Genomic DNA, 25,104 nt, shown 5'->3' with positions numbered 1-25,104 from the left:
GAAAAATGCCCTTCCATGAAGCTCAGCTCCATCGGCAGCTCTCAGCCTTTGACCTTTGTCGCGCGCGTCTTGCAAGGTCGCCCGCCGAACTGGCGAAATCAGCGGGCCTGACTACTAGCCGTGGTCCCGGACGAAGCGGCGAGTGCGGTCCGTCACGGCAAAGGAGCGCATCCCCCAGGGCTTCTGATCGATGACATGCTGCGCGTCGATCAGCGTTCCCTCCTCGAGAAAGCTCAGCGCGCTGTTCAATCGCCTCGGGGGCCAGTCGGCAAAGCTCGTTGACAGGTGATCGATCGCAATCCTCTTTATGTCATTGCTGACGGCCCAATTGGCGATGGCAATGGCATCTTGCTCGTTATCAAAATCGAGAAAGTAGCGGTCGAACTCAACGAAGAGGCCCGGCGTCGGCCAGAAAGCTTGCGACCGCTGCTCGGCCGACCTTTCCACCAACCCAGCTTCCGCGAGGTCGAGGACCGCGAGACGGACATCCGCTTCGGGCATTCCGAGCGTTTCAGCCACCTGGTCCATGCGGACTTGCGGATCGAACTTGGTGCCATGCTCGCTTGCGCGCACCAGATGCTCGGCCACGGCGATAGCTCCGGGCGCCCAGAACTGCAGTCCGGGGGGCACGGATTTCACGTAGCGCGGAACTGGGCCTAGGGCAGGCCTACGGGAGACTCCGTGAAGTTCGGCGATCAGCTCATCGACGGTAGCCGCGTCGTTGAGGTCCAATTCCGGGCAGCGCCGCGACTGCAAGAAAGGAGAAAGCTCGCTTACGCTGACACCGGTCCGCAGGCCGATGAATTTTGAATGCCCCTCGACGGCGCGCACAAAGCCGGCATCGATCTCGGTTTCGACCCACGGGCGGCCGATCGAGTTCGGCGTCAGCAAAACGATAAAATGGGTACAATCGCCAAGGCCTTCATCCATCTTGCGGCGGATGCTGTCACCCGAACCGATCTCCCAGGCATCAAGCCATACATCGACCCCGCCCTGCATCAAGCGCTCGGCAAATGGGCGCGCGAGGGTTTTGTGATCCGGCGATCCGTGGGCCAGGTAGACAATCGGCGCCTTAGCTTTCGGTTCATCCATCAGTGACCGCACTGCCCCCTTTTCCACCCCGAGGCGCCTTTCCAGTTCACGCGCGAAGGCTGGCGAGCCTCGCGTACTCATGACGATCTGGGTCTCGTTTTTCGGCCGCACGAACACAACAGCATGCTTTCCAGTTTCCGGGTCGATGAGCGCACTCGCGGCGTTGCGCGCCTTTTGTTCAAGGTGGGTCATCGCAAGCTCGACCGCCTTGTCGCGAATGTTGTCGAAGAGCTTGTCGACGCTGACCTTCCGGCCGCTGCCGTCACGAAACTCGACTTTCATAGGCGCCATCTTGGATGAGTCCCCTTGTCCTCTAATTTGGGAACAACTCACGAACAAAGCAAGCTTCAATATATCGAGACGGCGGGATGCTGGTATGTTTCCTCCAGGAGATCCAGCGATAGGGCTTTGGTGCAAGCAACGAGGTTCCGGTGCGATTAGCAACCCCGCCCTCTCTTTTGGGGCAGCCATCACTTTGCATGGAAACGGCGCGAGACTTGGCAGCCGCGGCTGGCTCAATGGCTCCGGCGTCGGCTGGGAAAGGGGCGCGCTTGGAATGCTCAAACCAGTCCTCGACCTATGCTGGGATGATCTGGAATGCGGGACATCTTGTCCGGCGCATTGAATAGCAATTTCGAGGCTTGTGAGGGAGAGTTGGCCGACACGCCTGAAGGAGCATTCTTGCGGACCTTTCATCGCCGCCGGACCGAAAATGCGGGCGAGTATCACGGCAACGGCCTCAAGGTTCACGATCAAGAACCGACGGCCGCGCGTTTGCACGACATCGTCGAGTCCAATCTTAGCTTGGCTTTCCGCAACGCGACAACGCTCCTCTCACGGCACCCGCTCCTCAACCGACATCGCCCTCGTCCTCCCCGCAAGCAAGTCCGGCTGGAATACCGCCGCCCAGCAGCTTTTCTTTCGACAGCAGCCCAGCGTCCTCGAGCGCCTCGAAATCCGGCAGCTGGCGCAGCGTGTCGAGCCCGAACTGCGACAAGAAAGTTTTCGTCGTCACATAGGTGTAGGGGCCCCCGGCTTCGGGCTACGCGGCCCCGAGGCGATAAGCTCCTGTCCCCGTAGCACGCCGATCAGATCGCGCGACACCTCGTTGCCGAAGAAGGCAGACAGCTCGCCACGCGTGATCGGCTGGAAATAGGCAATGCACATCAGCACGAGCGCCTCCGACTGCGACAGTTCTTTTGTCTCTTTCCCGGCGGTGCCAAAGGCGGCGTGGATGATGTCTCCAAAGGCCTTTTTTGTCCGATGCTGCCAGCCGCCGGCAACAGACACCAGCTCGTAGGGGCGGCCTGCGAGCTCGGCACGGATGTCGTCGATGACCAGGTCGAGATTGCAGTTTTTGCTGACGACGCGCGCCAGCACCTCGCGCGTAACCGGTTCATTTGCCGCAAAGATCACCGCCTCCACCCGGCCCATCCACTCACGCCAACGCAGTTCTGGCGGCAGGTGATCGAGCTCGGTGTCAAGCAGCGCCGGCTTATCCTTCGTCTTGTGCCGGGCTGAGGCTTCGCTCATCGCTAGAGTCCAAACAGCCGGAAGGTGGGACGGCCGGAGAGCTCGCGCACGGCCTCCAGTTGCTGCAGCCGCTCGAACAGCCGCCGGGATGCAAAGCGCGACAGATTCTTCGTCGTCAGCGATCCAGAGACGGCGTCTTCGTTGAGCAGCAGGAAGAGCACCTCGCCGGCACCCTTGGAGCGCAATTTCGGCGCCACCGCCAGGAGTTTTGCGGCGCGGCGCAACAACTCGTCAGCCAGCCGGCAGGCGTGCGCCGCCGCTTGAACAGACGCCACGCAGACCGCGCGCTCAAAATCTCCGTCCGCAGGTCGGATGCGCTTGCCGCCGCCGGCCTCTGCCCGGAAGGACGGGCCAAACGCTTGCGCCATCAGCAGCGGCAGCGGTCGCGGCCAGCGCAGGCTTTGCGCCAATACCAGGTCGGCGAGCCACCAGGCCAAAAGCTCCGCATCGGGACGGATGGCGACGACGTGAGCGGCGATCGCCGCGGCGGCGAACGGCGCTGGCCGCCCCGAGCGCGCCAGGTCGTTGACGTGTTCACAAAGCGCGGCCAGCGCCTCGACATCCCAATGGAGGCCAAGCTGGTCGAGTATCTTTTCGAGCCGGTCAGGGGTAGCGACGGGCGGCTGTCCGGCCAACTGCCGCCAGGCGCCAAAGATGGTGCCGGCGGGTCCGGGTTCGGCCCCGGCTGGACGCAGATACCAGGCGTCGCGCAAGGCGGCCGCGTCCTCGGCGCGGCCGGCGAGCAGCATGCCGGCGGCGGCGCAATTGAGCGCCAATCGCTGCCGCCAAACGCCGGCCCAGGCAGGCTGCGCGCGGGCGAGTGTGTCGAGGACACCCAGGGCGGCGCCGGCCCGGAAGGCAGCGTCGCCGTCGCTCGGCGCGCTGGCGCTTGTGATCGCCCAGACTGGAACGGAGGGCGGCGCGGAGGAGCTGGCGGTCGCGGGATCAAGGCGAATCATGATTTTGGAGGGTAAAGCGCTCGTGCGCTTTATGCTATGAATTTCGCAGCAAAACGCACAGCGTGTCGGCATATTAAAACGAATGATAATGTTGCATTATCGGTCGTTTTGCGATCTATATGAGAAATGGCCATTTTCGTCGAGCAGAAGCCCGAAAAACAAGTCGACCCGACCTCCGGACCGTCCCACAGCACGGCCGCCGTCGTCGATCATTCCCCAGCAGAGGCGGTCGCCGACGATCTCCCCGATATCGTTGATGTCGTGCTCGCCATGGGACAGCAGGCGGACGATCTTCCGGGGGAGAACGCGGTACCGACCGCACGGCCAATTTCTGGCCTTCCGGCTGATTTGGAAGGGCTGGCCGAGCGCGCCCGCGATTACGTCGAGGCAGCAAGCTCGGCCAACACCCGGCGCGCCTACGCCGCCGACTGGAAGCATTTTTGCGCCTGGGCGCGCCGCCAGCATCTCGATGTGTTGCCGCCCGATCCGCAGATCGTCGGCCTCTATATCACCGCCTGCGCATCCGGAAAGGTAACAGGGGACAAGAGACCGAACGCCGTCTCGACAATCGAGCGCCGTCTGTCGTCGCTGACCTGGAATTTTTCTCAGCGTGGCCAGCCGCTGGACAGAAAGGACCGGCATATCGCCACTGTGCTTGCCGGCATTCGCAACAGCCACGCCGCCCCTCCTCGGCAGAAGAAGCCATTCTGCCGGAGGACCTGATCGCCATGCTGGAAACGCTCGACCGCGGGACGCTGCGTGGCCTGCGCGACCGCGCCATGCTGCTCTTGGGTTTCGCCGGCGGCCTGCGCCGCTCCGAAATCGTCGGTCTCGACTGCGGCCGTGACCAGACCGAGGATTCTTCGGGCTGGATCGAGATCCTGGAAGAGGGGTTGCTGGTGACGCTGCGGGGCAAAACCGGCTGGCGCGAGGTCGAAATCGGCCGCGGCTCGTCCGATGCCACCTGCCCGGTTGTCGCGCTGCAGACCTGGCTCAAATTTTCCAGGATCGGCCATGGCCCCCTCTTTCGCAGGGTGGCAGGGCAAGGCAAGCAAGTGGGCGCCGAGCGCCTCAACGACCAGGAAGTGGCGCGGCTGGTCAAGCGCACCGCTCTCGCCGCTGGTGTCCGCGGCGACCTGTCCGAAGGCGATCGCGCGACAAAATTCTCGGGCCATTCGTTGCGCGCTGGCCTTGCTTCCTCGGCCGAGGTTGATGAGCGCTACGTGCAAAAGCAGCTCGGCCATGCCTCGGCTGAAATGACGCGCCGCTATCAGCGGCGGCGCGATCGTTTCCGTGTCAATCTCACCAAAGCATCAGGCCTGTAGGGCGAAAAGACCCCTCCCTGCCGCTTCGGACCCCAAGAGCCCTTATTGCCACGAGAGCTGGTCCTTGGGCAGCCGACCGCTCGGATCGAATACAGTTACCTTGTGCGGGAGGCCGGACCCCAGTCCCAAAGGACCAGGTTGCGATCCTCCATCCCGACCCCGGCGCGAAGCTCGGGACCACAATGCCGGCAATATTCCGAGATCGCAGCCGGTCATAGATGGACCAGGACGCCGGGCGCTCTCCGTCGCTAGGCGCCGTCGCCCAGGCGCAGGCCATGTCTTCCAGCGCGACAGAAAACTCTTCCCTCGCCTCTTGCGTTGTGAGATCGGCGATGTCGTCGCAGTCGACCTCATAGAACACAGCACGCACGGATCGATCCGCTGCGCGAAGCCCTGGTTGGCTTCCTTGATCGCCGTCATAAGGGTCAGCGCCAGATAGAGCGCCGGCACACCTTTGGTATTGAATCGCGCGCCTCTGATCGCCGCTCCCTCACCGGAGGTCGGCTTGAATGCCCAACGCGGATCGTGTGCGCGGTAGCAGGTTCTGACGAAACCTCACGTATATGCCGCCGACTGGAAGCTTTTTGCGCCTGGCTGCCGGCGTCAGTCGATTGATCCGCAGCCGCCAGACCCCACAAATCGTCGGCCTCTACATCACGGCCAGGCCTCGGATCGGCAAGGGACAACAAGTCGGTGTCGACCATCAAGCGACGCCTGTCGTCGCTGACCTGGAACTATACGCAACGCGGTCAACAGCTCGACCGCAAGGACCGGTATCGCAACCGTACTCGCCGGCATCCGTAACAAGCACGCCTCCCCTCCCTGTCAAAAGGAAACCGTCTTCCTTGTTGCCGGTGCTGGAAACGCTCGACCGTGGCACGCTGCGCGGTCTGCGCGACCGGCCATGCGCCATGCGCCGCTCCGAAATCGTCGGCCTTGATGTTGCGCGCGATCAAACGAGGACGGTCGCGGCTAATTTGATCGAATTGTTCCCGGACAAGGGCGCGCTGGTTACTTTGCGAGGTAATACTGGCGTGAGGTCGAAATGGGTCGCGGCTCGTCCGACGCCACCTGCCCGGTCGTCGCTCCGCAGACTTGGCTGAAGCTGGTCCGTATCGCGTATGGCTCGCTCTTCCGCGGCGTCACCGGTCAGGGCAAAGCGGTGGGAGCCGAACGGCTGAACGATCAGGAGTTGCGCGGCTGGTCAAACGCGCGGCATGAGCCGCCGATGTGCGCGGGGATCTTTCCGAGGCCGAGCGCGGCCAAAAGCGTTCTCCCCATTCGCTGCGCGCAGGCCTCGCGTCCTCCGCGGAGGTTGATGACGCTATATGAGGAAGCAGCTTGGCCCCGCCTCGACGGAGATGACACGCAAGTATCAGAGACTGCGTGACCGTTTTCGAGTCAATCTTGCGTCAGGATTGTAGGGTCCGGTTCGCCGCCAGCCGCGGGTGACTCTGGATGCGTCAATCCAGTTCCCAGCTGGGAACTCAAAGTACGGGTGGTGCATGCTAGGCTAGAGTTGTCCGAGAAGTTTGCTTTTCGATACGTCCTCAGGATCCTTCGCCAACACTTGGACTAGACCCAGAGGGGAGTTGCCTGGCGACTGCAGCAGCCTCTTGCTTGCCTCGTCGTGACGCACTGGGGGAGGGCGCGTGGACAGGACGCCCACGTGCCAAACGGTGTTGATTGCTGTCAAATCGCGTGTCACGGCCGGCGACAAGTCTTATCCGTTGAATTGCCATTCACGGGAACCGGCCCGGAAAGAATACCTTATTGCAGGAAGGGGCCGTGGGGAGTCTAACTGGGCAGCCTTGTAGAGGCTATCACTGAAGCGACATCGGAAGCGGCGTGGGCATGGCTGCATCACAAACACAACCGATCGTCTCCGACGCGAAGGACCTGTGCGAGCTCCGTGCCTGCCGTCACAACGGGATTTTCGTCGCCGCGCCAATGTGGCGGTCTCTCAACATGCGTCGAAGCTGCCCGCGCTGTTGTAGGTCGCTCGCCTCCGTACGCGGAAGCTAGAGCCAACCGGAACACCGACATCGACTATGTGCGAGAACAAAGCGCAACGGGCTTGCCCGTGCGCCCATGCTCCAGCTTCATAGCTGTAATTTTCAAGACCTGATGCACAACTTTGACGGTACAGGAAGCCGGCGATCACGAAAAGTTCCCAGCTGGGAACCGCCTTATGTCCGTTTGCCCGAATTCTCCGAATCGGGCATAAGCCCAGTAACGGGAAAACCGCGTAATTCGAAAAGTTGGCGTAGTTGGCGTGGCGTTAACAGCTTGTTAACCACAGTCGCTATCAATAGGCGCTGGGTGCAAGAGGAGAATCTGGGTGACGCGGCATCTAAGTAGCCTTCAGTTCATGAATACCTTCTCGACGAAACTCGAGAAGGCACTCAACAATCTTTCGCTGGCTCAGTATCCTCCTGACGCGGTTCGCACGATGCGCAAATTCACTTCGACGGAAGTGGCAGCATTGCTAGGAGTGACCGAAGCTTACATACGGCAGGTCTCCTTAAAAGGGCAGGGACCCGAGCCAGAGACAACGACCACCGGAAAGCGCCTATATTCCGTGGAGCAGGTGCTGGACCTACGGATGCACCTGGCGGAAAAGGCGCGGAAGAAATGGATCAATCCTCGTCGTGTTAAGGGCGAGGATTGCCAGATCATCGCGATCACGAACTTCAAAGGTGGATCGTCCAAGACAGCGACCACTATTCACTTGGGTCATTGGTTGGCACTACGTGGATACCGTGTTCTCGCGGTCGACATGGATCCCCAGGCGTCGTTAACAAGTCTGCAGGGAGCGTTACCCGGATTTGACTACCGAGAAGGTGACACCCTTTACTCGGCGATTCGGTTTGATGATCCGGTGCCAACGGAAAAGATTATTCATCAGACGCATATCATCGGATTCGACGTCATCTGCGCCGGTCTTGAGCTGACAGAATTCGAAACGGCCGTTACCCTTGAGATGCGCAAGAGCGGAGGAACCAGTTTCCTTCTTCGAGTGTCACAAGCCCTCGAACAGATCGTCGATAGCTACGATATCGTTCTTCTCGACTGTGCGCCGTCACTCAATTTCCTGACGCTTTCGTCGCTCACTGCCGCTACCGGAGTCCTAATTCCAGTACCAGCGCACATGCTCGATGTTGACTCCACAGGGAAGTTTTTGGAGCTGGCCGCATCTTATATGCAAATCCTGGATGAGGCTGGTGCAGGCGCGCGTTGGGATTTCGCCAAATTCCTCATCACAAAGTTTGAGGCCAACGACCACCCGCAAGCCAACATGCAGGCCCTAATGCGCCAAGTGTTTGGCGAGGATCTACTTCTGAATTCGGTCTCCAAATCCACTGCGGTAGCGGACGCTCTTACTTGGAAGCAGAGCCTCTATGAAGTGCAACGATCGCGGTTCTCGGCACCTAAAACTTATGATCGTGCAATCGAATCGATCAACGCCGCGAACGCGGAAATAGAAAGCCTCATCACAATGGCATGGAGGCGTGAACAGTGAGCCGTAAAGATTCTAAGGGCATGTTTGCTGCTGTTTTGGGGCAACTCGGGGAGGAGAATTCGGAGGAGGGCGTTAGCCGCCGCACGTCATCGCCACACCTGATGAAGGTGGCGGCTGGTGTTCGCCAAATGCAAGAGCGTAGCGATATCGCCGACAAGTTACTGAAGTCAGGCGAACAGATCATTGAACTCGATCCCGACAAAATACGGCCGTCATCTATCACCGATCGATATGATGACGCCTACGAAGTTTCAGCCATTGCTGAGATCACAGAATCCATGCGGGAGCGCGGTCAAATTGTCCCTGGATTGGTTCGGCCAGTACAAGGCAAGGATGGCGAGTTTCAAATCGTCTATGGTCGCAGAAGACTAGCCGCAGCTAAGCAGCTTGGGATCGGATTCAAAGCGGCCGTCCGCGAGTTAACTGATGAACAAGCAGTCATTTTCCAAGGCGAAGAAAACACTGCTCGAGAGGATCTCTCATACATTGAAAAGTGCGCTTTTGCGCTTGCGCAGCAGGAAGCAGGGTACAAACGGGACACCATCTGCGCTTCGTTGTCGACAGGAAAATCGCATGTCTCCGAGATGATCAAAATCGCCTCCTCTGTCGATAAGGAGATACTGCAATCGATTGGTAAAGCTCCCGGGATTGGTCGAGGACGATGGCAGGAATTCTCGAACCGCTATTCCGTCCACGGCTCACTCGCAAAAGCTTCCGATCTTATTCGCAAAAACAAATTCCGCGAGGCGACGTCCGACGACAGATTCATTATTCTGCTTGAGACGCTGCCATTGGATCATGATGCGATCAAAGAACCTGCGGGTCCGGCCAAGCCATCAAAGCCCACGATTGCTATGAAATCCTGGGCTGCTCCAGACAAAACAGTGAGCGTCAGCCTCAAAGACAACGGAAAAACTACCATGATTGCGGTGGGAGAGGCTGAAGGATCGCGTTTCGCAGCGTTTATCGCCGGACAACTGGACGACCTGTTTGAGGCCTTTCGGAAGTCCTCCACGAAACAAGGAGTCTGAAACCGCAAAAGAAAAAGGCCCCCAAACGGCAAGCCGTGGAAGCCTCTCTCTGAACTAAGCACTCTGAGAATCGCATCTCCACGAATCACTGTCAAGAGTCATTGGCGTCGTTTTGGCGAGCAGATTTCTTTTGCCTGATAGAGGGTGAAAGAAAATGGAGACGGGTATTGCAACGACGCCCTTTGGGCGGCGGCCGATGTCGCTTGCCATGCTGGCAGCGCAAAACGATTCACGTGAAATCCCCAAGGGCAGGGTCGTCGACAAGTGGCAGATCTACCGCAACCTGTGCGAGGGTAAGAGCATCGTCGGCATCGGCGATCGTGCGCTGGCGGTCCTGAATGCTTTGCTATCATTCTATCCTGACAGCGAATTGAGTGAGGAAAATGACCTCATCGTTTTTCCCTCGAACGCACAGCTGTCGCTCAGGGCGCACGGAATGCCCGAGCCCACAGTCAGGCGGCACCTAGCGGCTCTTGTTGACTGCGGGCTGATCATCCGTCGGGATAGCCCGAACGGCAAGCGCTACGCCCGCAAGGGCCGGGGAGGGGAGATCGAGGAAGCATTCGGCTTCTCCCTGGCGCCGCTGCTGGGCCGTGCTTACGAGTTCGAGGCGGCGGCCGAGCGTGTTCGTGCCGACAACCGGGCGCTCAGGCTTATGCGCGAGCGGATCACCTTGCACCGCCGTGACATCCACAAGCTGATAGAGGCGGCCCTTGACGAAGATGTCCCAGGCGACTGGGGAGGCCTGTGGAAGCGTTTCCGCGGCGTTGTAGAGGCAATTCCGCGCCGAGCCTGCATTGCCGAACTCGAACTGATCGTAGCAGATCTTGCCGCATTGCATGACGAAGTGGATAAGCTGCTGGAAATTCATATGAAATCCTCGAATCCGAGCGGCAATGACTCTCAAAACGAGCGGCAGCAATCTGATTCAAATACCGACTCTTATTTTTGAACTTGAACCTGCTTTAGAGAAAAGCGGGGCGACGGCCGAGCCCAGGACGAGGACCGCAGAGGCGCCGAAAACATACCCGCTGGGGATGGTGCTGCAGGCCTGCCCCGAAATTGCGGATTATGCCGTCGACGGGATCGGCAATTGGCGCGATCTCATGATAACCGCCGCCCAGGTGCGGGGATATCTGGGCGTTTCGCCGTCAGCGTATGAGGAGGCTTGCCATGTAATGGGCCAGGAGGTCGCGGCGGTCGTGATTGCCTGCATCCTGCAAAGGGCGCAGCACATCAACTCGGCCGGCGGCTATCTGCGGGTACTGACCGAAAAGGCGACGGCAGGGCAGTTCTCAGTCGGGCCGATGCTGATGGCGGCGCTCAAGGCGAACGGCGCGACGGCGAGGATGACGGGATGACGATCGCCAATCCCGCAGCTTATCGCTTTGCGCTTAGTTCAAGCGCGAGAGAGCGGTCTTGTCGATCGTTAGCGCCACGGCAGGCCAAGCTCGCCGCCACGCGGGAGTGGCCGTCGGTGATGCGCGCCGCGATTCTGCCCGAGGCTTGCAAAACATCGAAGTGCTGCAGCACGCCGCCTGGCTCGGGCCGCTACTGGTGGCCGCGCTCCTGCGGCAGGAAGGCCTTGCCGCGCACCATCTCTCCAGCCTGCATCTCGGCGCCAAAAACATTCCGAGGGAGCGGCGGCAGGCGCGCAATCGGAGCGATCGCCTGCTGGCCTCTCTGCCATTCACGATGCAGCAGTGGCCTGAAGGAGCATGACCGTCTCGTGCTGGCGAAAAGCCAGATTGAGCGGCGGCTCAAACACCGGCGCTCCAGCTCGAAATTGGCCAACCTGGTCGAACTGGTGCTCTCGCGGCCACTTGTCTCGACAAGCATGGGATCCAGGACGGGCTGAAGGTGACAAAACAGGGAGCGCTCAACCTGGTCGGCGAGCTCGACCTGCGCGAGATGACGGGCAGGGGAAGGTTTCGGGCATGGGGAATTGTTTAGTCCGCAGCCATTCGCTACTAACTTTACGAAATTATCGAACTTGACGAACTTGCGATCTATAACCATATTGGTGCCAGCAGGAGGTTGTCATCATGGTCGCTCCAAAACGCAGCAATCATAGGGGGACCGCATCGCAGGCGGGAGTCGCCACCCTGAGCTTCACGACAAAGCTTCCGGCACAGGCAGACTTCAAGAAGGTATTGCTCGAACGCTATCAGGAAGCGATCGCACGCAGCCGCAAGATCGGCCACCGCGTATCGTTTCGGGTAGAGGTCGATCCGGCGGCTGATGCGCAGACGATCACGCCGGTCGAAGAGCAACCGATCGCTTCAGACGATACCTTTCCCGTCGAGGACGCGGGCATGCCCGATACCGAACTCGAGGCGGCTCTTGCCGGAGCGCGCGCGCGCGGCCGCAAGCGTGTCGCCGAAATTGTCGCCGGCGAGGAGATGCTGAGCGCGGATGCCTTTGCCAAGCTGCTTGGCACGTCGCGCGTGACGGTCAACGCCAGGCGGCAAAGCGGACAGGTACTCGGGATCGATGGGGCCAAACGTGGTTTCCGCTTTCCTGTCTGGCAACTCGACAAGGACGGTCGTCCCTTCGGCGCATTGCCGGCGCTGCATGCCATGTTGGGCAATAGTGCCTGGGCCGTCTATCGGTTTCTGGTGTCGCGCCATGGTGCCCTCCATGGGCGGACCGGGCTTCAAGCCCTTCAAAAAGGCGATGACGCCTCGGTTTTGGCCGCGGCGGAAGGCATGGCCAGGGGCGATTTCGACTGAATGCCCGGCGTTCCACCTCCACCCGATTTCGCGCGCGCAAAGCTCGAAATCGAGACCATACCGCGGGGTCGGACGTTCGGTCGGATCTACTGGAGCACCTATCCTGATCCATTGGGGTACGGGAAGTCGCCGAGCCGGTTCAGCGATCCTCGACGCCGTTTTGACGCCAACCGGTTTGGCGTTCTTTACCTCGGTGACTCCCTGAAGGTGTGCTTCCTAGAGACCGTGCTCCGCGACGCCGCGAAGGAATCCTTGACGATCTTCCAATAGAGGAAGTGGAGCTGACCCGACGGCGCTACGCGGAGATCGCGACCACGACAGACCTACGCCTGGTCGATCTCAGAGGCGACAATGCCGTTCGGATGGGTGTGCCGACCGATGTCGTTCGGGCACAGCGCCAGAACCTGGCACGCCGGTGGTCTCTGGCGTTTCACGAGCACCCATCGGAGCCCGACGGGATCATTTATCCCTCGCGCCTCAATGAGGCGACCAATCTTGCCATTTACGATCGCGCGGTACCGAAGCTTCAGGCGAAGCGTGTTATGACCCTTCTCGGCGCGCGAGGGCTGGCTCAGGTTCTGGAGAATTTCAGAGTGGGGTTAGTGTAAAGATCCAGCTCGGAAGTATCGCTTGGCGAAGAGGGCTGTAGCGCCAGAAGCGTCCACTAAGCCGGAGCAACGGAACGACCGGTGTTGGGCCGACGAACGAACCCGCTGCGCGGGAAGGGCGCGTGGGGTGAGGTAGAGATCACGAACCGGATGTCGCGCTCGCATTGAGGGTGGTTCGGCAGCGGCAGAGCATCACGGGCTTCTTCAACAAGGAGCCTGACCATGTCCTATCCTGTTCTTGATGCACCTATCAGTCCACTTCGTCAGCGGCTGATCGACGACATGAACATGCGGCGTTTCTCAGGGGAGACGCAGCGCAACTATCTCCGCGACATCGGACGCCTGGCGACGTTCCTCGGGCGTTCACCCGACACAGCGACCACCGACGACCTGCGCCGGTTCCAGATCGAGCAGCAGGACGACGGTGTTCCCGTGCCGACGATGAACAGCATCGTGTCGGCGCTGCGCTTCTTCTTCACGCATACGGTCAATCGTCCCGATCTGGCGCGCAAGCTCGTTCGTCTGGCGCATCCGCGCAAACTAGCCCGTGGTCCTGAGCCGCGACGAGGTTGCCCGGCTGCTCAACGCCACCACCTGCCTCAAGCACCAGGCCGCGCTGTCGGTCGCCTATGGCGCGGGCCTGCGCGTCGCCGAGGTGTCGATGCTGAAGGTTGCCGACGTCGATAGCGAGCGCATGCTGCTGCGCGTCGAGCGCGGCAAGGGCGGGCGATACCGGAACGCCATGCTGTCGCAAGACCTGCTTTTGTTGCTGCGCCAGTGGTGGAAGGTCGGACGCCAGCAGGGGGTGATGCATCGCGACGGCTGGCTGTTCCCGGGGCAGCATGCGATGAAGCCCATCAGCACCCGCCAGCTCTATCGCGTGGTCGTCGAGGCAGCGCAGGCGGCCGACATCGCCAAGCGGGTCGGGCCGCACACGCTGCGTCACAGCTTCGCCACCCACCTGCTGGAGGACGGCACCGACATCCGGATCATCCAGGTCCTGCTCGGGCACGCCAAGCTAAATAGCACCGCCTTCTACACCAAGGTTGCAACCCGCACGGTGCGCACCGTCACGAGCCCGCTCGACAAGCTTGGCCTCTTCAAACCGGAAGAGATCTCACCCGACGGCTGAGCGTGCGCGCCTCGATCGAGGTTGCCGACATCTTCCGCATTGCCGGGCCCGCCTTCCGGGCCGCCCATGCAGGGCATCTGACACTGCAGCAGCTCAAGGTGATGTCGGCGATCGAGCACTGCCGCACCGCGGCCCTTGGCGGTCACGTGGAGGCCTGCGAGGACTGCGGCCAGTGGCGCATCGCCTACAACTCCTGCCGCAACCGGCACTGTCCGAAGTGCCAGGGTGCTACGGCACGGACATGGCTTGCCGAGCGCGAGGCCGACCTGCTGCCGGTCGGCTACTTCCATGTCGTCTTCACGCTGCCCGCCGAGGTCGCCGACATCGCCTTCCACAACAAGGCGGCGGTCTACGACCTGCTGTTCCGTGCGGCATCGGAGACGATGCTGACGATCGCGGCGGATCCGAAGCATCTCGGCGCGCGCATCGGCATCACCGCAGTGCTCCATACCTGGGGCTCGGCGATGACACACCATCCGCACGTGCACATGATCGTGCCAGGCGGTGGCATCTCGCCGGACGGAAGCCGGTGGATATCGTCGCGTCCGGCCTTCCTGCTGCCGGTGCGCGTGCTCGGCAGGCTGTTCCGCCGCCTGTTCCTCTCCCGGTTGGTCGCGCTGCACGACGCTGGCCGGCTCGCCTTCTTCGGCGCAATTGCTCATCTCGCGGAACGGCGGGCATTCCTGCGCCACCTGTCGCCGGTCCGGAAGAAGCGCTGGGTGGTCTACGCCAAGGCGCCCTTCGCCGGCCCGGAAGCGGTGCTCGCCTACCTGTCGCGCTACACGCACCGGGTCGCGATCTCGAACAGCCGCCTCATCCGCCTCGACGAGAGCGGCGTCACCTTCCGCTACAAGGACTATCGTCGCGAAGGCGCCGACCGGCAGCAGCTCATGACGCTCGCGACCGACGAGTTCATCCGCCGCTTCCTGCTCCACGTGTTGCCAAAGGGATTCCACCGCATCCGGCATTGCGGCCTGCTTGCCGGCTCTGCTCGCAAGGCCAGCCTCGCGCTTGCTCGTGAACTCCTGAACGTCGCCGCACCGTCTGACGATGACACCACGCACGAACCAGACAACTTCCGCCCGCCATGCCCCTGCTGTGGCGGCCGCATGATCGTGATCGAGGTGTTCGAACGATGGAGGCAGCCGCGCGGACCGCCACACGGTTCCCCGTCGACCGGGAGCAGCATGCCATGACCCGGCATGGGATGGTTCAGCCTTCAGCTGCAGGCACTCAGCCTCCGGCAACGGATCGACGCACGTCTATGGTGATTATCGACGCCGACAGAGCCGCGCCCAGCCGCCCACCGTCCCGACAACACCGCGCGGAGGCGCAACGAAGCGGTCTGTCCGCATTCACCCCAGTGCTTCCCGACGGCGGTCGCGCCATCGCCGACATCTGCCGAAAATCGAAATCCCCATAGCCATCGCCTGTGGCCCGCGGGTTCCTTCCTCGGGGACTTTCGTACGCCTGCCGGCGCCCGAAACTCTTCACGCAACCGGACCGACGGCTTTCGGCGCCCGTGCGCCGAAAGCTGACGTTGAGGTTGTAGGCCGCGACATGGGGCACTACCCGCGTGGCAGAAATGGAGCGCGTTGCTGACATTCGGTCAGAGGGGCGTGTCGTAAGGACGGTAACCATCCCTCAAAGCAGGCCGCATAGCCGGTAGCAAACAACTGCTCCGGATTTGTCGCGCCGCCCTTTCCCATAACGGTGGGCACGGCCAGTGCAAGATCCAGGCAGCCATCTTGCTTGGGATTGCGCCACTGCGGCCGCCAATGGCCGTTCCGCTTCAGATCATGTTCGACATGCCGAGCGCAGTGAGCAGGTTGTTTTGAATAGGAGCGACGGCCCGATTCAGTCCCTCCACCCCGAAGTCCATGCCCTCTGGCATGACGACGGTGCGCAATGGGCGCCGTTCCGTAGCCTCGACCAGCCGTGCGATGGCGTCAGCCACCAACTGAGGGCGGGGTGGATTCGCAGGATCAAGTCCCTGGTCGGAGTTGCCTTTGATTTGGCCTGGGATCAACGCTACCGCGCCATATGTCGCCAAGACCTGCTCGTCGGAGGGCGCTGGGCTGGATGGAAGCAGATTGCTCGGAAATGGGCCCGGTTGCGGGTTTCACAAAGTTCGGGACACAGATTTCAGTAAGTCGCGGCCAAGGATTTCAGTAAGTACGGGACATCCGTTTCAGTAAGTCGCGGACAAGCTGATGACGGGTTTAGAGATCGATTTTCGTAAGCGCCAATCTGGCATTTTGCCCTCGCATTTTAAGCGAGGACATAATGCCGAGACGGAAGCAAGCGAGACATACGAGCGTGAAGGACATCCGATCGATATTGCGGCTGACGTTTGAGCAGGAGCTTCCTGTGCGCGCCGTTTCGGACCGTTTGAAGATCAGCAAGACATCGGTTTCAACGTATCTGCTGCGAGCGCGGGAAGCTGGCCTTGCGGTTTGGCCGCTGCCCGCTGGGCTGGATGATGATGAGATACTGGAACAGCGGCTATTTCGTCGGATGGGACGGCCGCCGCGCGAGACCGCTGAGCCGGACTGGCCGAAGATGGCGAGCGAGCTGAAGCGCAAGGGGGTGACACTCAATCTGTTGTGGCAGGAATACCGTGAGACCCATCCGGACGGCTATGGTTACACTTGGTTTTGTGGCCGATTCGCTGAATTCGAGAGCCGCGTCAAGCCAACCTATCGCAGTCGTCACGTTGCTGGTGTTGCGATGGAATGCGACTATGCCGGGCACACGATCCCCGTCATCGATCCGTCGACAGGAGAGATCCGCGCGGCGCAGATTTACGTTGCGGTGCTGAGCGCGTCGCAATTGACGTTCTCTTATGCGAGCTTCAGCCAGAAGCTGCCGGATTGGATTGAAGCCAACCAACGGGCTTTCAGCTACTTCGGCGGGGTAACGAAGACAACGATCTGCGATAATCTCAGGTCGGCCGTCGCCAAGGCTCTGTGGTTCGAGCCGACGATCAACGCGACATTTGCCGCTTTTGCCGAGCATTACGACACAACAGTGCTTCCAGCACGGCCGAAACGTCCGCGGGATAAACCCTCCGCCGAAGGCTCGGTTTTAATCGTGGAGAGGTGGGTCCTGGCCAGGCTGAGAAACGAACGCTTCTTCAGCCTTGCCGATCTCAATGCTCGGATCAGCACTTTGATCGAAGACCTGAACGGCCGCATCATGCGCCGCTACGGCAAGTCCCGGCGCGATTTGTTTGATGAGATCGAGCGTGCGCAACTCAAACCACTGCCGGCAACACCGTTTGAATATGCCGAGTGGAAAGCGGCCAAGGTCCATCCTGACTATCATGTCGAGGTCGACAAAAGCTTCTATTCCGTGCCGCACGGCCTGATCGGCAAACGGGTCGATGTGAGGCTGACGTATCGGGTGGTCGAGATCTTCCACGACCATAAACGTGTTGCCAGTCACATCCGAAGCTCGCAGCGCTCAGGCCACATCACCGTCAATGAGCATATGCCGAAGTCGCACCAGCGCTATGCCAACACGACGCCTCACACATTGAGGATGGAAGCGGCAAAAGTCGGCAGCAACACAGCGATCTTTATCGAGCGTCTGCTGAGTGATCGCCCACATCCGGAACAAGGGTATCGGTCCGCACAGGGCATCCTTTCCCTGGCGCGACGCTACAAATCCGACCGCCTGGAAATGGCGTGTGAGCGGGCGCTGATCATCAATGCTCTCAGCTATTCGTCCGTCGCCAACATTCTCAAATCGGGTCTCGACCAAGCCCCGCCTATGAGTGAGGCCGTCAAGCCGGCACCGCCGCACGGCAACATCCGCGGCAAAACCTACTATCAATGAGAAAGGATACCAGATGCTGACCCATCCAATGCTTGATCAAATGCACACGCTCGGTCTTGCCGGAATGGCTGCCGCCTATCGCCAGCTTGGCGAGCAGAGCCATGGAAGCGACCTCAGCTTCGACGAACGGCTCGGCCTGATGCTCGATCGCGAGATCGCACTGAGAACAGACAAGCGGCTGACCAATCGATTGGCAACGGCAAAGCTGCGGTTTGCCAATGCTTCGATCGAAGACATCGACTTCAGCACCCACCGCGGTCTTGATCGCCGCAACGTCTTATCCCTAGCGCAAGGAGCATGGCTGAAGGCAAACGAGAACTTGATTCTGACAGGCCAAACGGGCACCGGAAAGACTTGGATCGCCTGCGCCTTCGCTCGACAGGCGGCCCGTCTCGACTATTCCGTGCTCTACGTCAGAATGCCACGCCTGTTCGAAGACCTGGCACTGGCGAGGCTAGACGGGCGCTTCCCGCGCCTCATCGACAAGCTGGCCCGTGTTCAGTTGCTGGTGCTCGACGATTGGGGAACGCATACGCTGAGTGACAGACAAAGGCTCGATCTTCTGGAAATCTTCGAGGAGCGTTACCGGCGCAAATCGACCCTGATTACCGCTCAAATTCCCGTGGCCGCATGGCATGAAATGATCGGAGAGGCCACTTTAGCCGATGCGATCCTGGACCGTATCGTTCACAACGCCCACCGCATAACCCTCGAGGGCGATAGCATGCGAAAGCAGAAAACAGCGACGCTCTTGACCGGCGACGAAATAACCGAAATCAATCGCTCCTGACAGAAACAAGGCAACCGGAATCGATCCCCTTCCCTTGTCCGCGACTTTGCGAAACGCTTGGCCGCGACATACCGAAATCGCTGTCCCAATTTAGTGAAATCCGCAGCCCGGTTCCATGATCACTGAGTCTACCCCGAAGCTGGACAGCTCATATCGATACGCCTCGGCAAGCGCTTCAAGCGCGAACTTGCTTGCGGAATAGATACCAAAGAACGGAAAGATGACGCGGCCCATCAACGAGGTGACATGAATGAGAACGCCGCTGCCCGCTGCACGCATATGGGGTAGGACGGCGCGATCGGCCCTCACGGCCCCAAAAAGTTCACCGCAAATTGTTGCTCGATGTCTGCGACCGTGTAGGCTTCGGTCACGCCGACGAACATCGTGCCTGCGTTGTTGATGAGCGCATCGATCCTGGCGTGTTGCTCGACCACCCGATCGATCGCAGCGTTGACCGACGCTTCGTCCGTCACATCCATCTCAATGACCTGCAGCTCATGCCCTTCGGTTTTTGCAGCGTTGATTAGCTCACTGCCGATTTGGCTGTTTCTGCCTTCGATGTCGCGCATGGTCGCGACCACGACGTGCCCGCGCCTGGCGAGCTCCAAGGCGGTGAGCTTGCCAAAACCGCTGCTCGCGCCGGTAACAACTACAACCTTACTGCTCATCTTCTCGGTCCTTTCGCCTGTCCATCTAACGGGACGAAGGACGGTATATACAGACCTGTCTTTCCTTGCAAACGGAAAATAGAAAGACTATTCTGTCTCGACATCAACGGCACCGGCAGGCGAGAATGAAAACTTCGGATGTGATTGAGTATGTCGATTTGGAAGCGGTGCCGCTGGACGCCCTGGCTCCGCGAGAGCGAATTCTCAAACAGCGTCTGAACTGTTTTACCGGAACAGCATCCATACGGTGGGGGTAGATCGCATCATCGCCGAGAGCGGCGTCGCAAAGATGACATTCTATAGACATTACCCGTCGAAGGCTGATCTTGTGGCTACGTATCTGCGCCACAAGAGCGCGCTGTGGTTCGACATGCTGGCGACTGCAACCGAACAAGCCGGACCAGTGCCGCTGGATCGCGTGCTGGCCATTTTCGACGCACTGAACGTGTCTTTTCAGGCACCTACTTTCCGCGGCTGTCCTTTCGTTCGAGGACTGGCCGAGTTCGGACCGGACGCGGAAACGCCAGAGGTGCAGGCAACGCTTGCGGAGTATTTCCGAGCCTTACATGAGTTGGTCGTATCGCTCATCCAGCCCTTGAAGTTGAAGAATCAAGAGAGCGTGGTCGTCCAGATCCTAGCGCTCATTCAGGGCTCGCTCGTGAACGCTCAAGCCATGAGGGGGGGCGTTGAACCTCTTGCAACGCGCGATGCGGCCAAGATGCTGATCGAGGCTGCGGTTGAGCGCGGCTGATCGAAGGAAATTTCGGCGTCTGCGGCGCCTGATGGTCAGACGAAAAACGTGGCCACAGGCCGAGCGCGAGAATTTGGCGGCGAATGGAGCGCATTCGGCCGCGCCTCGATGAAGAAAACTAAGCGCGAAATCAATGAGGACAAACGATGCATATTCCAGCTAGCAAATCGAAAGAGATCAATACATTAGAGGGTACGATATGGAAATACTTCCTAAACAGTGAGGTAGGCATTTCATATCAAACGCTGACGATGAGAAGTCCACAATCAGGTCGGCACCTGAATAAGGAAACCAATGAAATATACTTCATTGTTAAAGGGACGGCGAAATTTGTCGTTGGCGACAAGGAGTACGACGTGGGCGAGAAGACGTCCTGGTCGTTGAAGCAGGTATTGCTCACTACATTGAAACCCGTGCCCTTACCTACTTAACTATCACAAGGCCGGATTGGAAACTTGAGCAATATCAACACGTGGATTAGTGTGGCGGTCAATGACGCCATGGGCCACGGTTTCGTGAAGGCTTCAACCCTTCCAGAAATTTTCAGGGCATGTGGAGAGCGAGGGTCCATGGCGATGGCCCCAGTAAGTTGGCGAAGACATCGGCCGCCCACTTATCGCGGGCGGCCGATGTCTACATCAGGCAGAGAGAGACCGATTGGTTGCGACTGCGACTGCTCGCGTAAACTCTGCATCCGGCTTGGAGAACGATGCCATGATGGCGTCGCGGTTCGAAGGAGCGCGCTTCCTGTCAGCGGCAGTAAGCGCCGTCCTGAGCTCGTCGGCGGTCAACTCTGTGCAATAGGCCGGAGTGCCCGGCTGCAGCCGCCAGGACTCTTCAAGGGTACCCGCATCCACCGTATCGAAGCCAGTGACGCTGACGAGATCGGAGACAAGTGCTTTGGCTGCAGCGTTGTCACCGGAAACCGGGATGGCAATGCGACCTGGAGCACCCGCCTCCAAACCCGCCTCGGCCAACGTATGGCTTAGCAGCGCGTTCCAAGCCTTAACAAGGGGGCGCCCCACTTGTTCGCTGGTCCAAACGGTCTCCGGCTTGCCGCTTTCAACCTCGGAAATTTTGCTGTCACGGGCGGGATAGTAATTGGAGGTGTCTACCACGATTGCACCAGCGGGGGCGCCGGCAAGAACCGTTGCCAGGTCCGGGTTCTTGGCGAAGGGCACTGAGAGGATGACCACATCGGCATCCAGCACTGCCTCCTCTCTCTCAACGGCCTGGATGCCGGTGCCAGCAACTGTGTCCGCCAGACTTTCGGGGCCACGAGAGTTGGCCAGTTTCACCTGGTGGCCAGCGGCGTCCAGCTTCTTTGCGACCAGCGAGCCGATGTTGCCGGCCCCAATGATTCCGATTTTCATTTCATATCCTTTGGTTTTCAAACTTTGGCAGGGTGAGCGAAGTCATGAAGAGTGTCTCGCAGCGCCATGATCTCGGCCTCGGACATTTGACAGGCACTCTTGATCTTGCCGGAAATGCTCCAAACCTCGTCCTTGATGCTGCGAGCGCCAGGTGTGAGATCGACAAGGACCCGGCGTTCGTCCTCAGGATCGCGCATCCTGGTCACCATCCCGCAGGTCTCGAGCCGCTTGAGCAGTGGCGTGATCGTGCCGGTGTCCATCCCCAAAGCGTTTCCAAGATCACCTACGGACCGAGGCGCGGACGTATAGAGCTCCAGCAACACAAGGTACTGGGGAAAGGTCAGGCCCAGCGGATCGAGGAACGGCTTGTGCATGCGTGCCATCCGGCCCGCCGCCCCGTAGACGGCGAACGAGATTTGCATTCGAACCTGATGTGACGCGCTTTTTTGAGGTGCCATACCGTAACCTACAGAGACAGAGTCCACTGGTGAACTAGTATCTAGTGTACTAGATAATGCCCCTTGTGGAGAATTGCAACCTCCCAGGTTCGGGCGCTGCTATGGCAGCTTGAGGCGCGCTGCATTCGACTTGGGGGTGGGCGCGGAAGGATTGATTGGTTTTGCCGCTGCTGAACCGGAAGGCGACCGAAGGAAAGGCTTGTCGCAACAGGAGTTCGCGATACGGCGACAACTGCAGTTCAGGCTATGCATTTTTGTCCGAAACTGTTTGTGGAAAACGTCCGCCACCTTCGCTGGTTAGACAGAGGTCAACGTCCGGTTTCGGGCAATCGACGATCCGTAGTCAACGGCCGGAATGAGGCGCGAAGCGGCCATTGTCAGAGTGGCCTGATCAGGCAGCCGCCTGGCCTATTTTATGCCCCGACGAGTTCGTCTGCCCAGGAAGTGGGCAAGCGCCGACTTCCTCGAATTCCGATCGAGCGCATAGGAGGTGTGGGTGAAGGCGACGCCATCCAGCAGGCCCTGAATGTAGCCAGCGATGCTGTCAGCCGCCATGATGAGCGCGGTGTCCACAGTGTGGATGTAGCGGCTGGTCACCGTTCCTCGGGAATGGCCGACCAAGGCGGCGATCGTTGCCTCGGTGAACCCAAGGTCATTGGCAATGCTAGCGAAGCTGTGTCGCAGGACATGCGGTGTGATGCCGGCCAGCTCGGTCTTATCGAGTAGCTTCGTCCAGTGCCTGGGGAAGCTTCCGAATGGCGTGTCATCGTCCCAGCCGGGAAAGACATAGTCGTCGGAGCCGTGTTCCTCGTCTCGGCGACCTTCAAGGTATTCCAGGACCGGCAGACCGATCGGCCGCACTGACGCTCCCTCCTTGCTGTCGGTCAGGCGTAGGCAACTGCCCTCAACATCGACTTCGCCGTAGGCCGATGATCTCGCTGCGCCGACAGCCCGCCAGGGCGATCACCCGGATCATTTCCGCGGTGGTCTCGTACTGGCCGTCCGCGACCGCCTTCCGCAAAATATCGCCGAGCGTGCGATAGTCCTGCTCGCTGAGACGGCGGGCATTGACCTGATCCTTCGGCTTGCGGACGCCATGCACGGGGTTCTGCTCGACGATGCCGAGTTCGACCGCATAGGTGAGAATGCCGCCGAAGAGACCTATCGTTCGGGCTGCCGTACCGGCTCCGCCGCGAACGATTGCGCGCCCACGCAGCTTGTCCGTCTTGACGTTCGCGCGTGTCTTGCCCGCCATGATGTCCTTCATGGCTTGGGTGATGTCGGACTTGGCCAAGTCCCGTACCCGTCGACTGCCGAGCAGCGGAACGATGTGGCGCTCGATGCGCCCGACATCGGTGGAGATCGTCGTGGGCTTCTTTGGCCGTCCTCGTTTGCCGAGCACAAGCCCATTCTTCAAATCTTCGAGGTAACGGGTGCAGAGTTCCTTGACCGTGATCGCCTCACGATCAAGCTTGCGCTCCTCGGCGGGGTTGCCGCCCCTTGCGACTTGACCCAGTAGGACTTACGCCTCGCGCCTGGCTTCCTCAGGGGTCCAAACTCCGTGCAGGCCGATCGTGTAGCGACGCGAGCGACCGGCAGTGCGGTACTGCAGAACGTAGCTGCGCTTGCCCGAAGCGAAGACACGCAAGCCAAACCCGGGCAGTTCCTCATCCCATATCACATAGTCCGAGGACCTGATATTGGTGGCATCGACGGTTCTCTTGGTCAGCTTCGCCATGCTTGGGTGTCTCCTTGACAGATTCCCTGCGTAAGCAAAGCGTAAGCACGGCAGGGAGGGTTTCCAGCCGCCCCGTCGTACCGTCGGCGCCGATCGATTTCAAAGTTCTTTTTGATTTCAGTGGCATAGCGCGCATTCGGATAGAATCGGATAGTCTCGGCGAAAGCCACTATCCATTCTCCGAAGGCAGAGGTCACAGGTTCGAATCCTGTCGGGTGCGCCATTTTTCATATATATTACAATTGTTTAGGGGACAATACGTGAAATACGTTTACGGGAGGCAAGGAACCCGTAAGCAGTGAAGCACGCTTTGCCGCAAATTGGCTGAAGCCAATTGGTGCAATTTGTGTTGGATTCATTCATTTTCTGCGGAAGCGATGCGTCCGGTGATCCAGCGGAACGGTTGAGCGTTGCTCCCGAAGGCAGCGCTCAGCCCGTTCGGTTCACGGTAAGGTTTGACCGCTAGGCGCGGCATGCCGCCGCTCAGCCTATCCGACGGGATCAGCAGCCGCCGATGTTCGAATCCGTCGGAATCGCCGGTGCAGCAAGTTTCAATCGACGGCCGGACGGCTTGCAACCGACGGATCGTCCGGCCGGAATCCCACCTGCTAGGCAGGTATCAGGACGGCAAGACGATGGATGCCGACCACCTTGCTTGTATTCGTCGCCTCGTCGGTCTTGCCCTTGGCGCACGTGTACATGTCGCCTTCCTTGAGTTTGAACTCCTTGTCCGCTTTCTTGATCGTAAACGCACCGGCGGTAATCGTGCAGACCATGTCGGTGTCCATCACGGTTTGAGGTGCGTGTGCTCCAGGCTGAAAGACCACGTCGACAATCGAGATGCTCTTGTAGGCGGGAATGTCGGCGTTGCCGGTGCCGACCTCAACCACCCTGACACCGGGCGCAATCTCCTTGCCATCCTTCGGGCCGTATTTCTTGGTCTTCGCGGGAGCCTCAAGGGTGAACAGAGGCGTTATCGCTGCGGCCGTCACACCGAGCGCATTGCAGACCTGCGATTCATGGTTTTCATCGCGTCCTCCCATATGTTGGCCACGCACGAAAAGTGCATGGCCAAGACATATTAGCACAGACGCATCTACTTGTACGCGAAGCGCGAGTGGGCGCGCAGGCAAGCGACAAAAGGGCCGCCTCACTGCACCATAGCTTCTCCGGCTAGTTCGTCGATGATCGGGCAGTCCGGCCTGTCATTGCCCTGGCAGTGCTCGACCAGGTGGTGAAGCAGATGGCGCAATCCGACCAACTCGGCGATCTTCCTGTCGATCTCCACAACCTTGGCTTCGGCGATCGCCTTGACGTCGGCGCTTGCGCGCTCCCTGTCGTGATAGAGCGACAGCAACTCGCGGCACTCGTCCACCGAGAACCCCAAGCTGCGAGAGCGCTGCAGAAAACGCAGCCGGTGAACATCGGCCATCGAATAATCGCGATAGCCATTGTCTGTCCGGACCGGGCTCAAAAGGCCGATATCCTCGTAGTAGCGAATTGTTTTCGACGGCAAACCTGATTTTTCGGACGCGATACCGATGTTCATCG

Annotated in this window: 17 protein-coding genes and 10 pseudogenes; 15 read left to right on the top strand and 12 right to left on the bottom strand. The window is 60.0% G+C overall.

The window, feature by feature from the left end; translation table 11 throughout:
* Positions 1–114 precede the first annotated feature (114 nt).
* From AC0V8S_RS39695 to AC0V8S_RS39685, 3 genes and pseudogenes are all read right to left on the bottom strand, one after another.
* Positions 115–1,374 carry a toll/interleukin-1 receptor domain-containing protein gene (locus AC0V8S_RS39695; RefSeq protein WP_475439410.1) on the bottom strand — a complete coding sequence of 420 codons (1,260 nt, stop codon included), beginning with the start codon at positions 1,372–1,374 and terminating at the stop codon, positions 115–117.
* Positions 1,375–1,942: 568 nt separating this feature from the next.
* Positions 1,943–2,625, bottom strand: a pseudogene (gene scpB, locus AC0V8S_RS39690) (SMC-Scp complex subunit ScpB).
* Positions 2,626–2,627: 2 nt separating this feature from the next.
* Complete coding sequence (locus AC0V8S_RS39685) at positions 2,628–3,584, bottom strand: DUF1403 family protein (RefSeq protein WP_475439409.1); 957 nt, start codon at positions 3,582–3,584, stop codon at positions 2,628–2,630.
* 270 nt (positions 3,585–3,854) lie between these two features.
* Here AC0V8S_RS39685 and AC0V8S_RS39680 point away from each other — a divergent pair.
* A pseudogene (locus AC0V8S_RS39680) lies at positions 3,855–4,909 on the top strand (site-specific integrase).
* Here the strand turns inward: AC0V8S_RS39680 and AC0V8S_RS39675 are convergent.
* Positions 4,887–5,392, bottom strand: a pseudogene (locus AC0V8S_RS39675) (RES family NAD+ phosphorylase); the annotation flags it as partial. The pseudogenes AC0V8S_RS39680 and AC0V8S_RS39675 sit on opposite strands and share 23 nt — an antisense overlap.
* A 79-nt stretch (positions 5,393–5,471) precedes the next feature.
* On the opposite strand from AC0V8S_RS39675, the pseudogene AC0V8S_RS39670 reads away from it, so the two are divergent.
* From AC0V8S_RS39670 to AC0V8S_RS39620, 11 genes and pseudogenes are all read left to right on the top strand, one after another.
* Positions 5,472–6,333 (top strand): annotated as a pseudogene (locus AC0V8S_RS39670) (site-specific integrase); the annotation flags it as partial.
* Positions 6,334–7,250: 917 nt separating this feature from the next.
* The gene (gene repA, locus AC0V8S_RS39665; protein ID WP_183455005.1) at positions 7,251–8,432 is read left to right on the top strand and encodes a plasmid partitioning protein RepA; all 1,182 of its coding nucleotides are present in this window, start codon (positions 7,251–7,253) and stop codon (positions 8,430–8,432) included.
* Positions 8,429–9,463, top strand: coding sequence for a plasmid partitioning protein RepB (gene repB / locus AC0V8S_RS39660; protein ID WP_475439408.1), 1,035 nt, complete (start codon positions 8,429–8,431; stop codon positions 9,461–9,463). The genes repA and repB overlap by 4 nt, the downstream gene beginning before the upstream one ends.
* 154 nt (positions 9,464–9,617) lie before the next feature.
* Positions 9,618–10,824 (top strand): annotated as a pseudogene (gene repC, locus AC0V8S_RS39655) (plasmid replication protein RepC).
* 58 nt (positions 10,825–10,882) lie between these two features.
* Positions 10,883–11,185, top strand: coding sequence for a DUF1612 domain-containing protein (locus AC0V8S_RS39650; RefSeq protein WP_475439407.1), 303 nt, complete (start codon positions 10,883–10,885; stop codon positions 11,183–11,185).
* Positions 11,186–11,323: 138 nt separating this feature from the next.
* On the top strand, positions 11,324–11,416 hold the full coding sequence (locus tag AC0V8S_RS39645) for a helix-turn-helix domain-containing protein (protein WP_475439406.1): 93 nt from the start codon (positions 11,324–11,326) through the stop codon (positions 11,414–11,416).
* Between the two features lie 92 nt (positions 11,417–11,508).
* On the top strand, positions 11,509–12,195 hold the full coding sequence (locus tag AC0V8S_RS39640; protein WP_475439405.1) for an XRE family transcriptional regulator: 687 nt from the start codon (positions 11,509–11,511) through the stop codon (positions 12,193–12,195).
* The gene (locus AC0V8S_RS39635) at positions 12,196–12,465 is read left to right on the top strand and encodes an RES domain-containing protein (protein WP_475439404.1); all 270 of its coding nucleotides are present in this window, start codon (positions 12,196–12,198) and stop codon (positions 12,463–12,465) included.
* Positions 12,466–12,470: 5 nt separating this feature from the next.
* Positions 12,471–12,803 carry an RES domain-containing protein gene (locus tag AC0V8S_RS39630; RefSeq protein WP_475439403.1) on the top strand — a complete coding sequence of 111 codons (333 nt, stop codon included), beginning with the start codon at positions 12,471–12,473 and terminating at the stop codon, positions 12,801–12,803.
* 222 nt (positions 12,804–13,025) lie between these two features.
* Positions 13,026–13,935, top strand: a pseudogene (locus AC0V8S_RS39625) (tyrosine-type recombinase/integrase).
* Between the two features lie 2 nt (positions 13,936–13,937).
* A complete protein-coding gene (locus tag AC0V8S_RS39620) occupies positions 13,938–15,131 on the top strand; it encodes an IS91 family transposase (protein WP_475439402.1) in 1,194 nt (397 codons plus the stop codon).
* Positions 15,132–15,578: 447 nt separating this feature from the next.
* Here the strand turns inward: AC0V8S_RS39620 and AC0V8S_RS39615 are convergent.
* Positions 15,579–15,715 (bottom strand): annotated as a pseudogene (locus AC0V8S_RS39615) (Ohr subfamily peroxiredoxin); the annotation flags it as partial.
* Positions 15,716–15,727: 12 nt separating this feature from the next.
* Positions 15,728–16,051: pseudogene (locus AC0V8S_RS39610) on the bottom strand (short-chain dehydrogenase/reductase); the annotation flags it as partial.
* 170 nt (positions 16,052–16,221) lie between these two features.
* Here AC0V8S_RS39610 and istA point away from each other — a divergent pair.
* Together istA and istB are read left to right on the top strand one after the other, a co-directional pair.
* The gene (gene istA, locus AC0V8S_RS39605; RefSeq protein ID WP_475434991.1) at positions 16,222–17,775 is read left to right on the top strand and encodes an IS21 family transposase; all 1,554 of its coding nucleotides are present in this window, start codon (positions 16,222–16,224) and stop codon (positions 17,773–17,775) included.
* Between the two features lie 13 nt (positions 17,776–17,788).
* Positions 17,789–18,565, top strand: a complete 777-nt coding sequence (istB, locus tag AC0V8S_RS39600; RefSeq protein WP_475434993.1) for an IS21-like element helper ATPase IstB — start codon at positions 17,789–17,791, stop codon at positions 18,563–18,565.
* Positions 18,566–18,670: 105 nt separating this feature from the next.
* On the opposite strand, the pseudogene AC0V8S_RS39595 reads toward istB, so the two are convergent.
* Positions 18,671–19,233, bottom strand: a pseudogene (locus tag AC0V8S_RS39595) (SDR family oxidoreductase); the annotation flags it as partial.
* Positions 19,234–19,522: 289 nt separating this feature from the next.
* On the opposite strand from AC0V8S_RS39595, the gene AC0V8S_RS39590 reads away from it, so the two are divergent.
* A complete protein-coding gene (locus AC0V8S_RS39590) occupies positions 19,523–19,984 on the top strand; it encodes a TetR/AcrR family transcriptional regulator (protein ID WP_475439522.1) in 462 nt (153 codons plus the stop codon).
* 638 nt (positions 19,985–20,622) lie between these two features.
* On the opposite strand, the gene AC0V8S_RS39585 is transcribed toward AC0V8S_RS39590, so the two are convergent.
* From AC0V8S_RS39585 to cueR, 5 genes and pseudogenes are all read right to left on the bottom strand, one after another.
* Positions 20,623–21,357 (bottom strand): NADPH-dependent F420 reductase, encoded by a 735-nt coding sequence (locus tag AC0V8S_RS39585; protein ID WP_475439401.1) that lies wholly within the window; start codon positions 21,355–21,357, stop codon positions 20,623–20,625.
* A gap of 17 nt (positions 21,358–21,374) precedes the next feature.
* Entirely contained in the window at positions 21,375–21,779 is a 405-nt protein-coding gene (locus AC0V8S_RS39580; RefSeq protein WP_475439400.1) for a MarR family winged helix-turn-helix transcriptional regulator, read from the bottom strand.
* 444 nt (positions 21,780–22,223) lie between these two features.
* Positions 22,224–23,553: pseudogene (locus tag AC0V8S_RS39575) on the bottom strand (tyrosine-type recombinase/integrase).
* Positions 23,554–24,161: 608 nt separating this feature from the next.
* Positions 24,162–24,596, bottom strand: a complete 435-nt coding sequence (locus tag AC0V8S_RS39570) for a hypothetical protein (protein ID WP_475439399.1) — start codon at positions 24,594–24,596, stop codon at positions 24,162–24,164.
* 107 nt (positions 24,597–24,703) lie between these two features.
* Complete coding sequence (cueR, locus tag AC0V8S_RS39565; RefSeq protein ID WP_475439398.1) at positions 24,704–25,102, bottom strand: Cu(I)-responsive transcriptional regulator; 399 nt, start codon at positions 25,100–25,102, stop codon at positions 24,704–24,706.
* Positions 25,103–25,104: the final 2 nt, after the last annotated feature.

This window comes from Mesorhizobium oxytropidicola (genome assembly GCF_056174625.1).
Note: the sequence above shows the minus strand (reverse complement) of the source record. Positions and strands in the feature narration are given on the sequence as shown.

What these genes read in the sequence shown, in the direction of transcription:
- istA (WP_475434991.1), top strand. Translation starts at nt 16,222, where the DNA reads ATGCCGAGACGGAAGCAAGCGAGACATACGAGCGTGAAGGACATCCGA.
- AC0V8S_RS39585 (WP_475439401.1), bottom strand. Translation starts at nt 21,357, where the DNA reads ATGAAAATCGGAATCATTGGGGCCGGCAACATCGGCTCGCTGGTCGCA.
- AC0V8S_RS39635 (WP_475439404.1), top strand. Translation starts at nt 12,196, where the DNA reads ATGCCCGGCGTTCCACCTCCACCCGATTTCGCGCGCGCAAAGCTCGAA.
- AC0V8S_RS39640 (WP_475439405.1), top strand. Translation starts at nt 11,509, where the DNA reads ATGGTCGCTCCAAAACGCAGCAATCATAGGGGGACCGCATCGCAGGCG.
- istB (WP_475434993.1), top strand. Translation starts at nt 17,789, where the DNA reads ATGCTGACCCATCCAATGCTTGATCAAATGCACACGCTCGGTCTTGCC.
- AC0V8S_RS39590 (WP_475439522.1), top strand. Translation starts at nt 19,523, where the DNA reads ATGACATTCTATAGACATTACCCGTCGAAGGCTGATCTTGTGGCTACG.
- AC0V8S_RS39570 (WP_475439399.1), bottom strand. Translation starts at nt 24,596, where the DNA reads ATGGGAGGACGCGATGAAAACCATGAATCGCAGGTCTGCAATGCGCTC.
- AC0V8S_RS39695 (WP_475439410.1), bottom strand. Translation starts at nt 1,374, where the DNA reads ATGAAAGTCGAGTTTCGTGACGGCAGCGGCCGGAAGGTCAGCGTCGAC.
- AC0V8S_RS39685 (WP_475439409.1), bottom strand. Translation starts at nt 3,584, where the DNA reads ATGATTCGCCTTGATCCCGCGACCGCCAGCTCCTCCGCGCCGCCCTCC.
- cueR (WP_475439398.1), bottom strand. Translation starts at nt 25,102, where the DNA reads ATGAACATCGGTATCGCGTCCGAAAAATCAGGTTTGCCGTCGAAAACA.
- AC0V8S_RS39580 (WP_475439400.1), bottom strand. Translation starts at nt 21,779, where the DNA reads ATGCAAATCTCGTTCGCCGTCTACGGGGCGGCGGGCCGGATGGCACGC.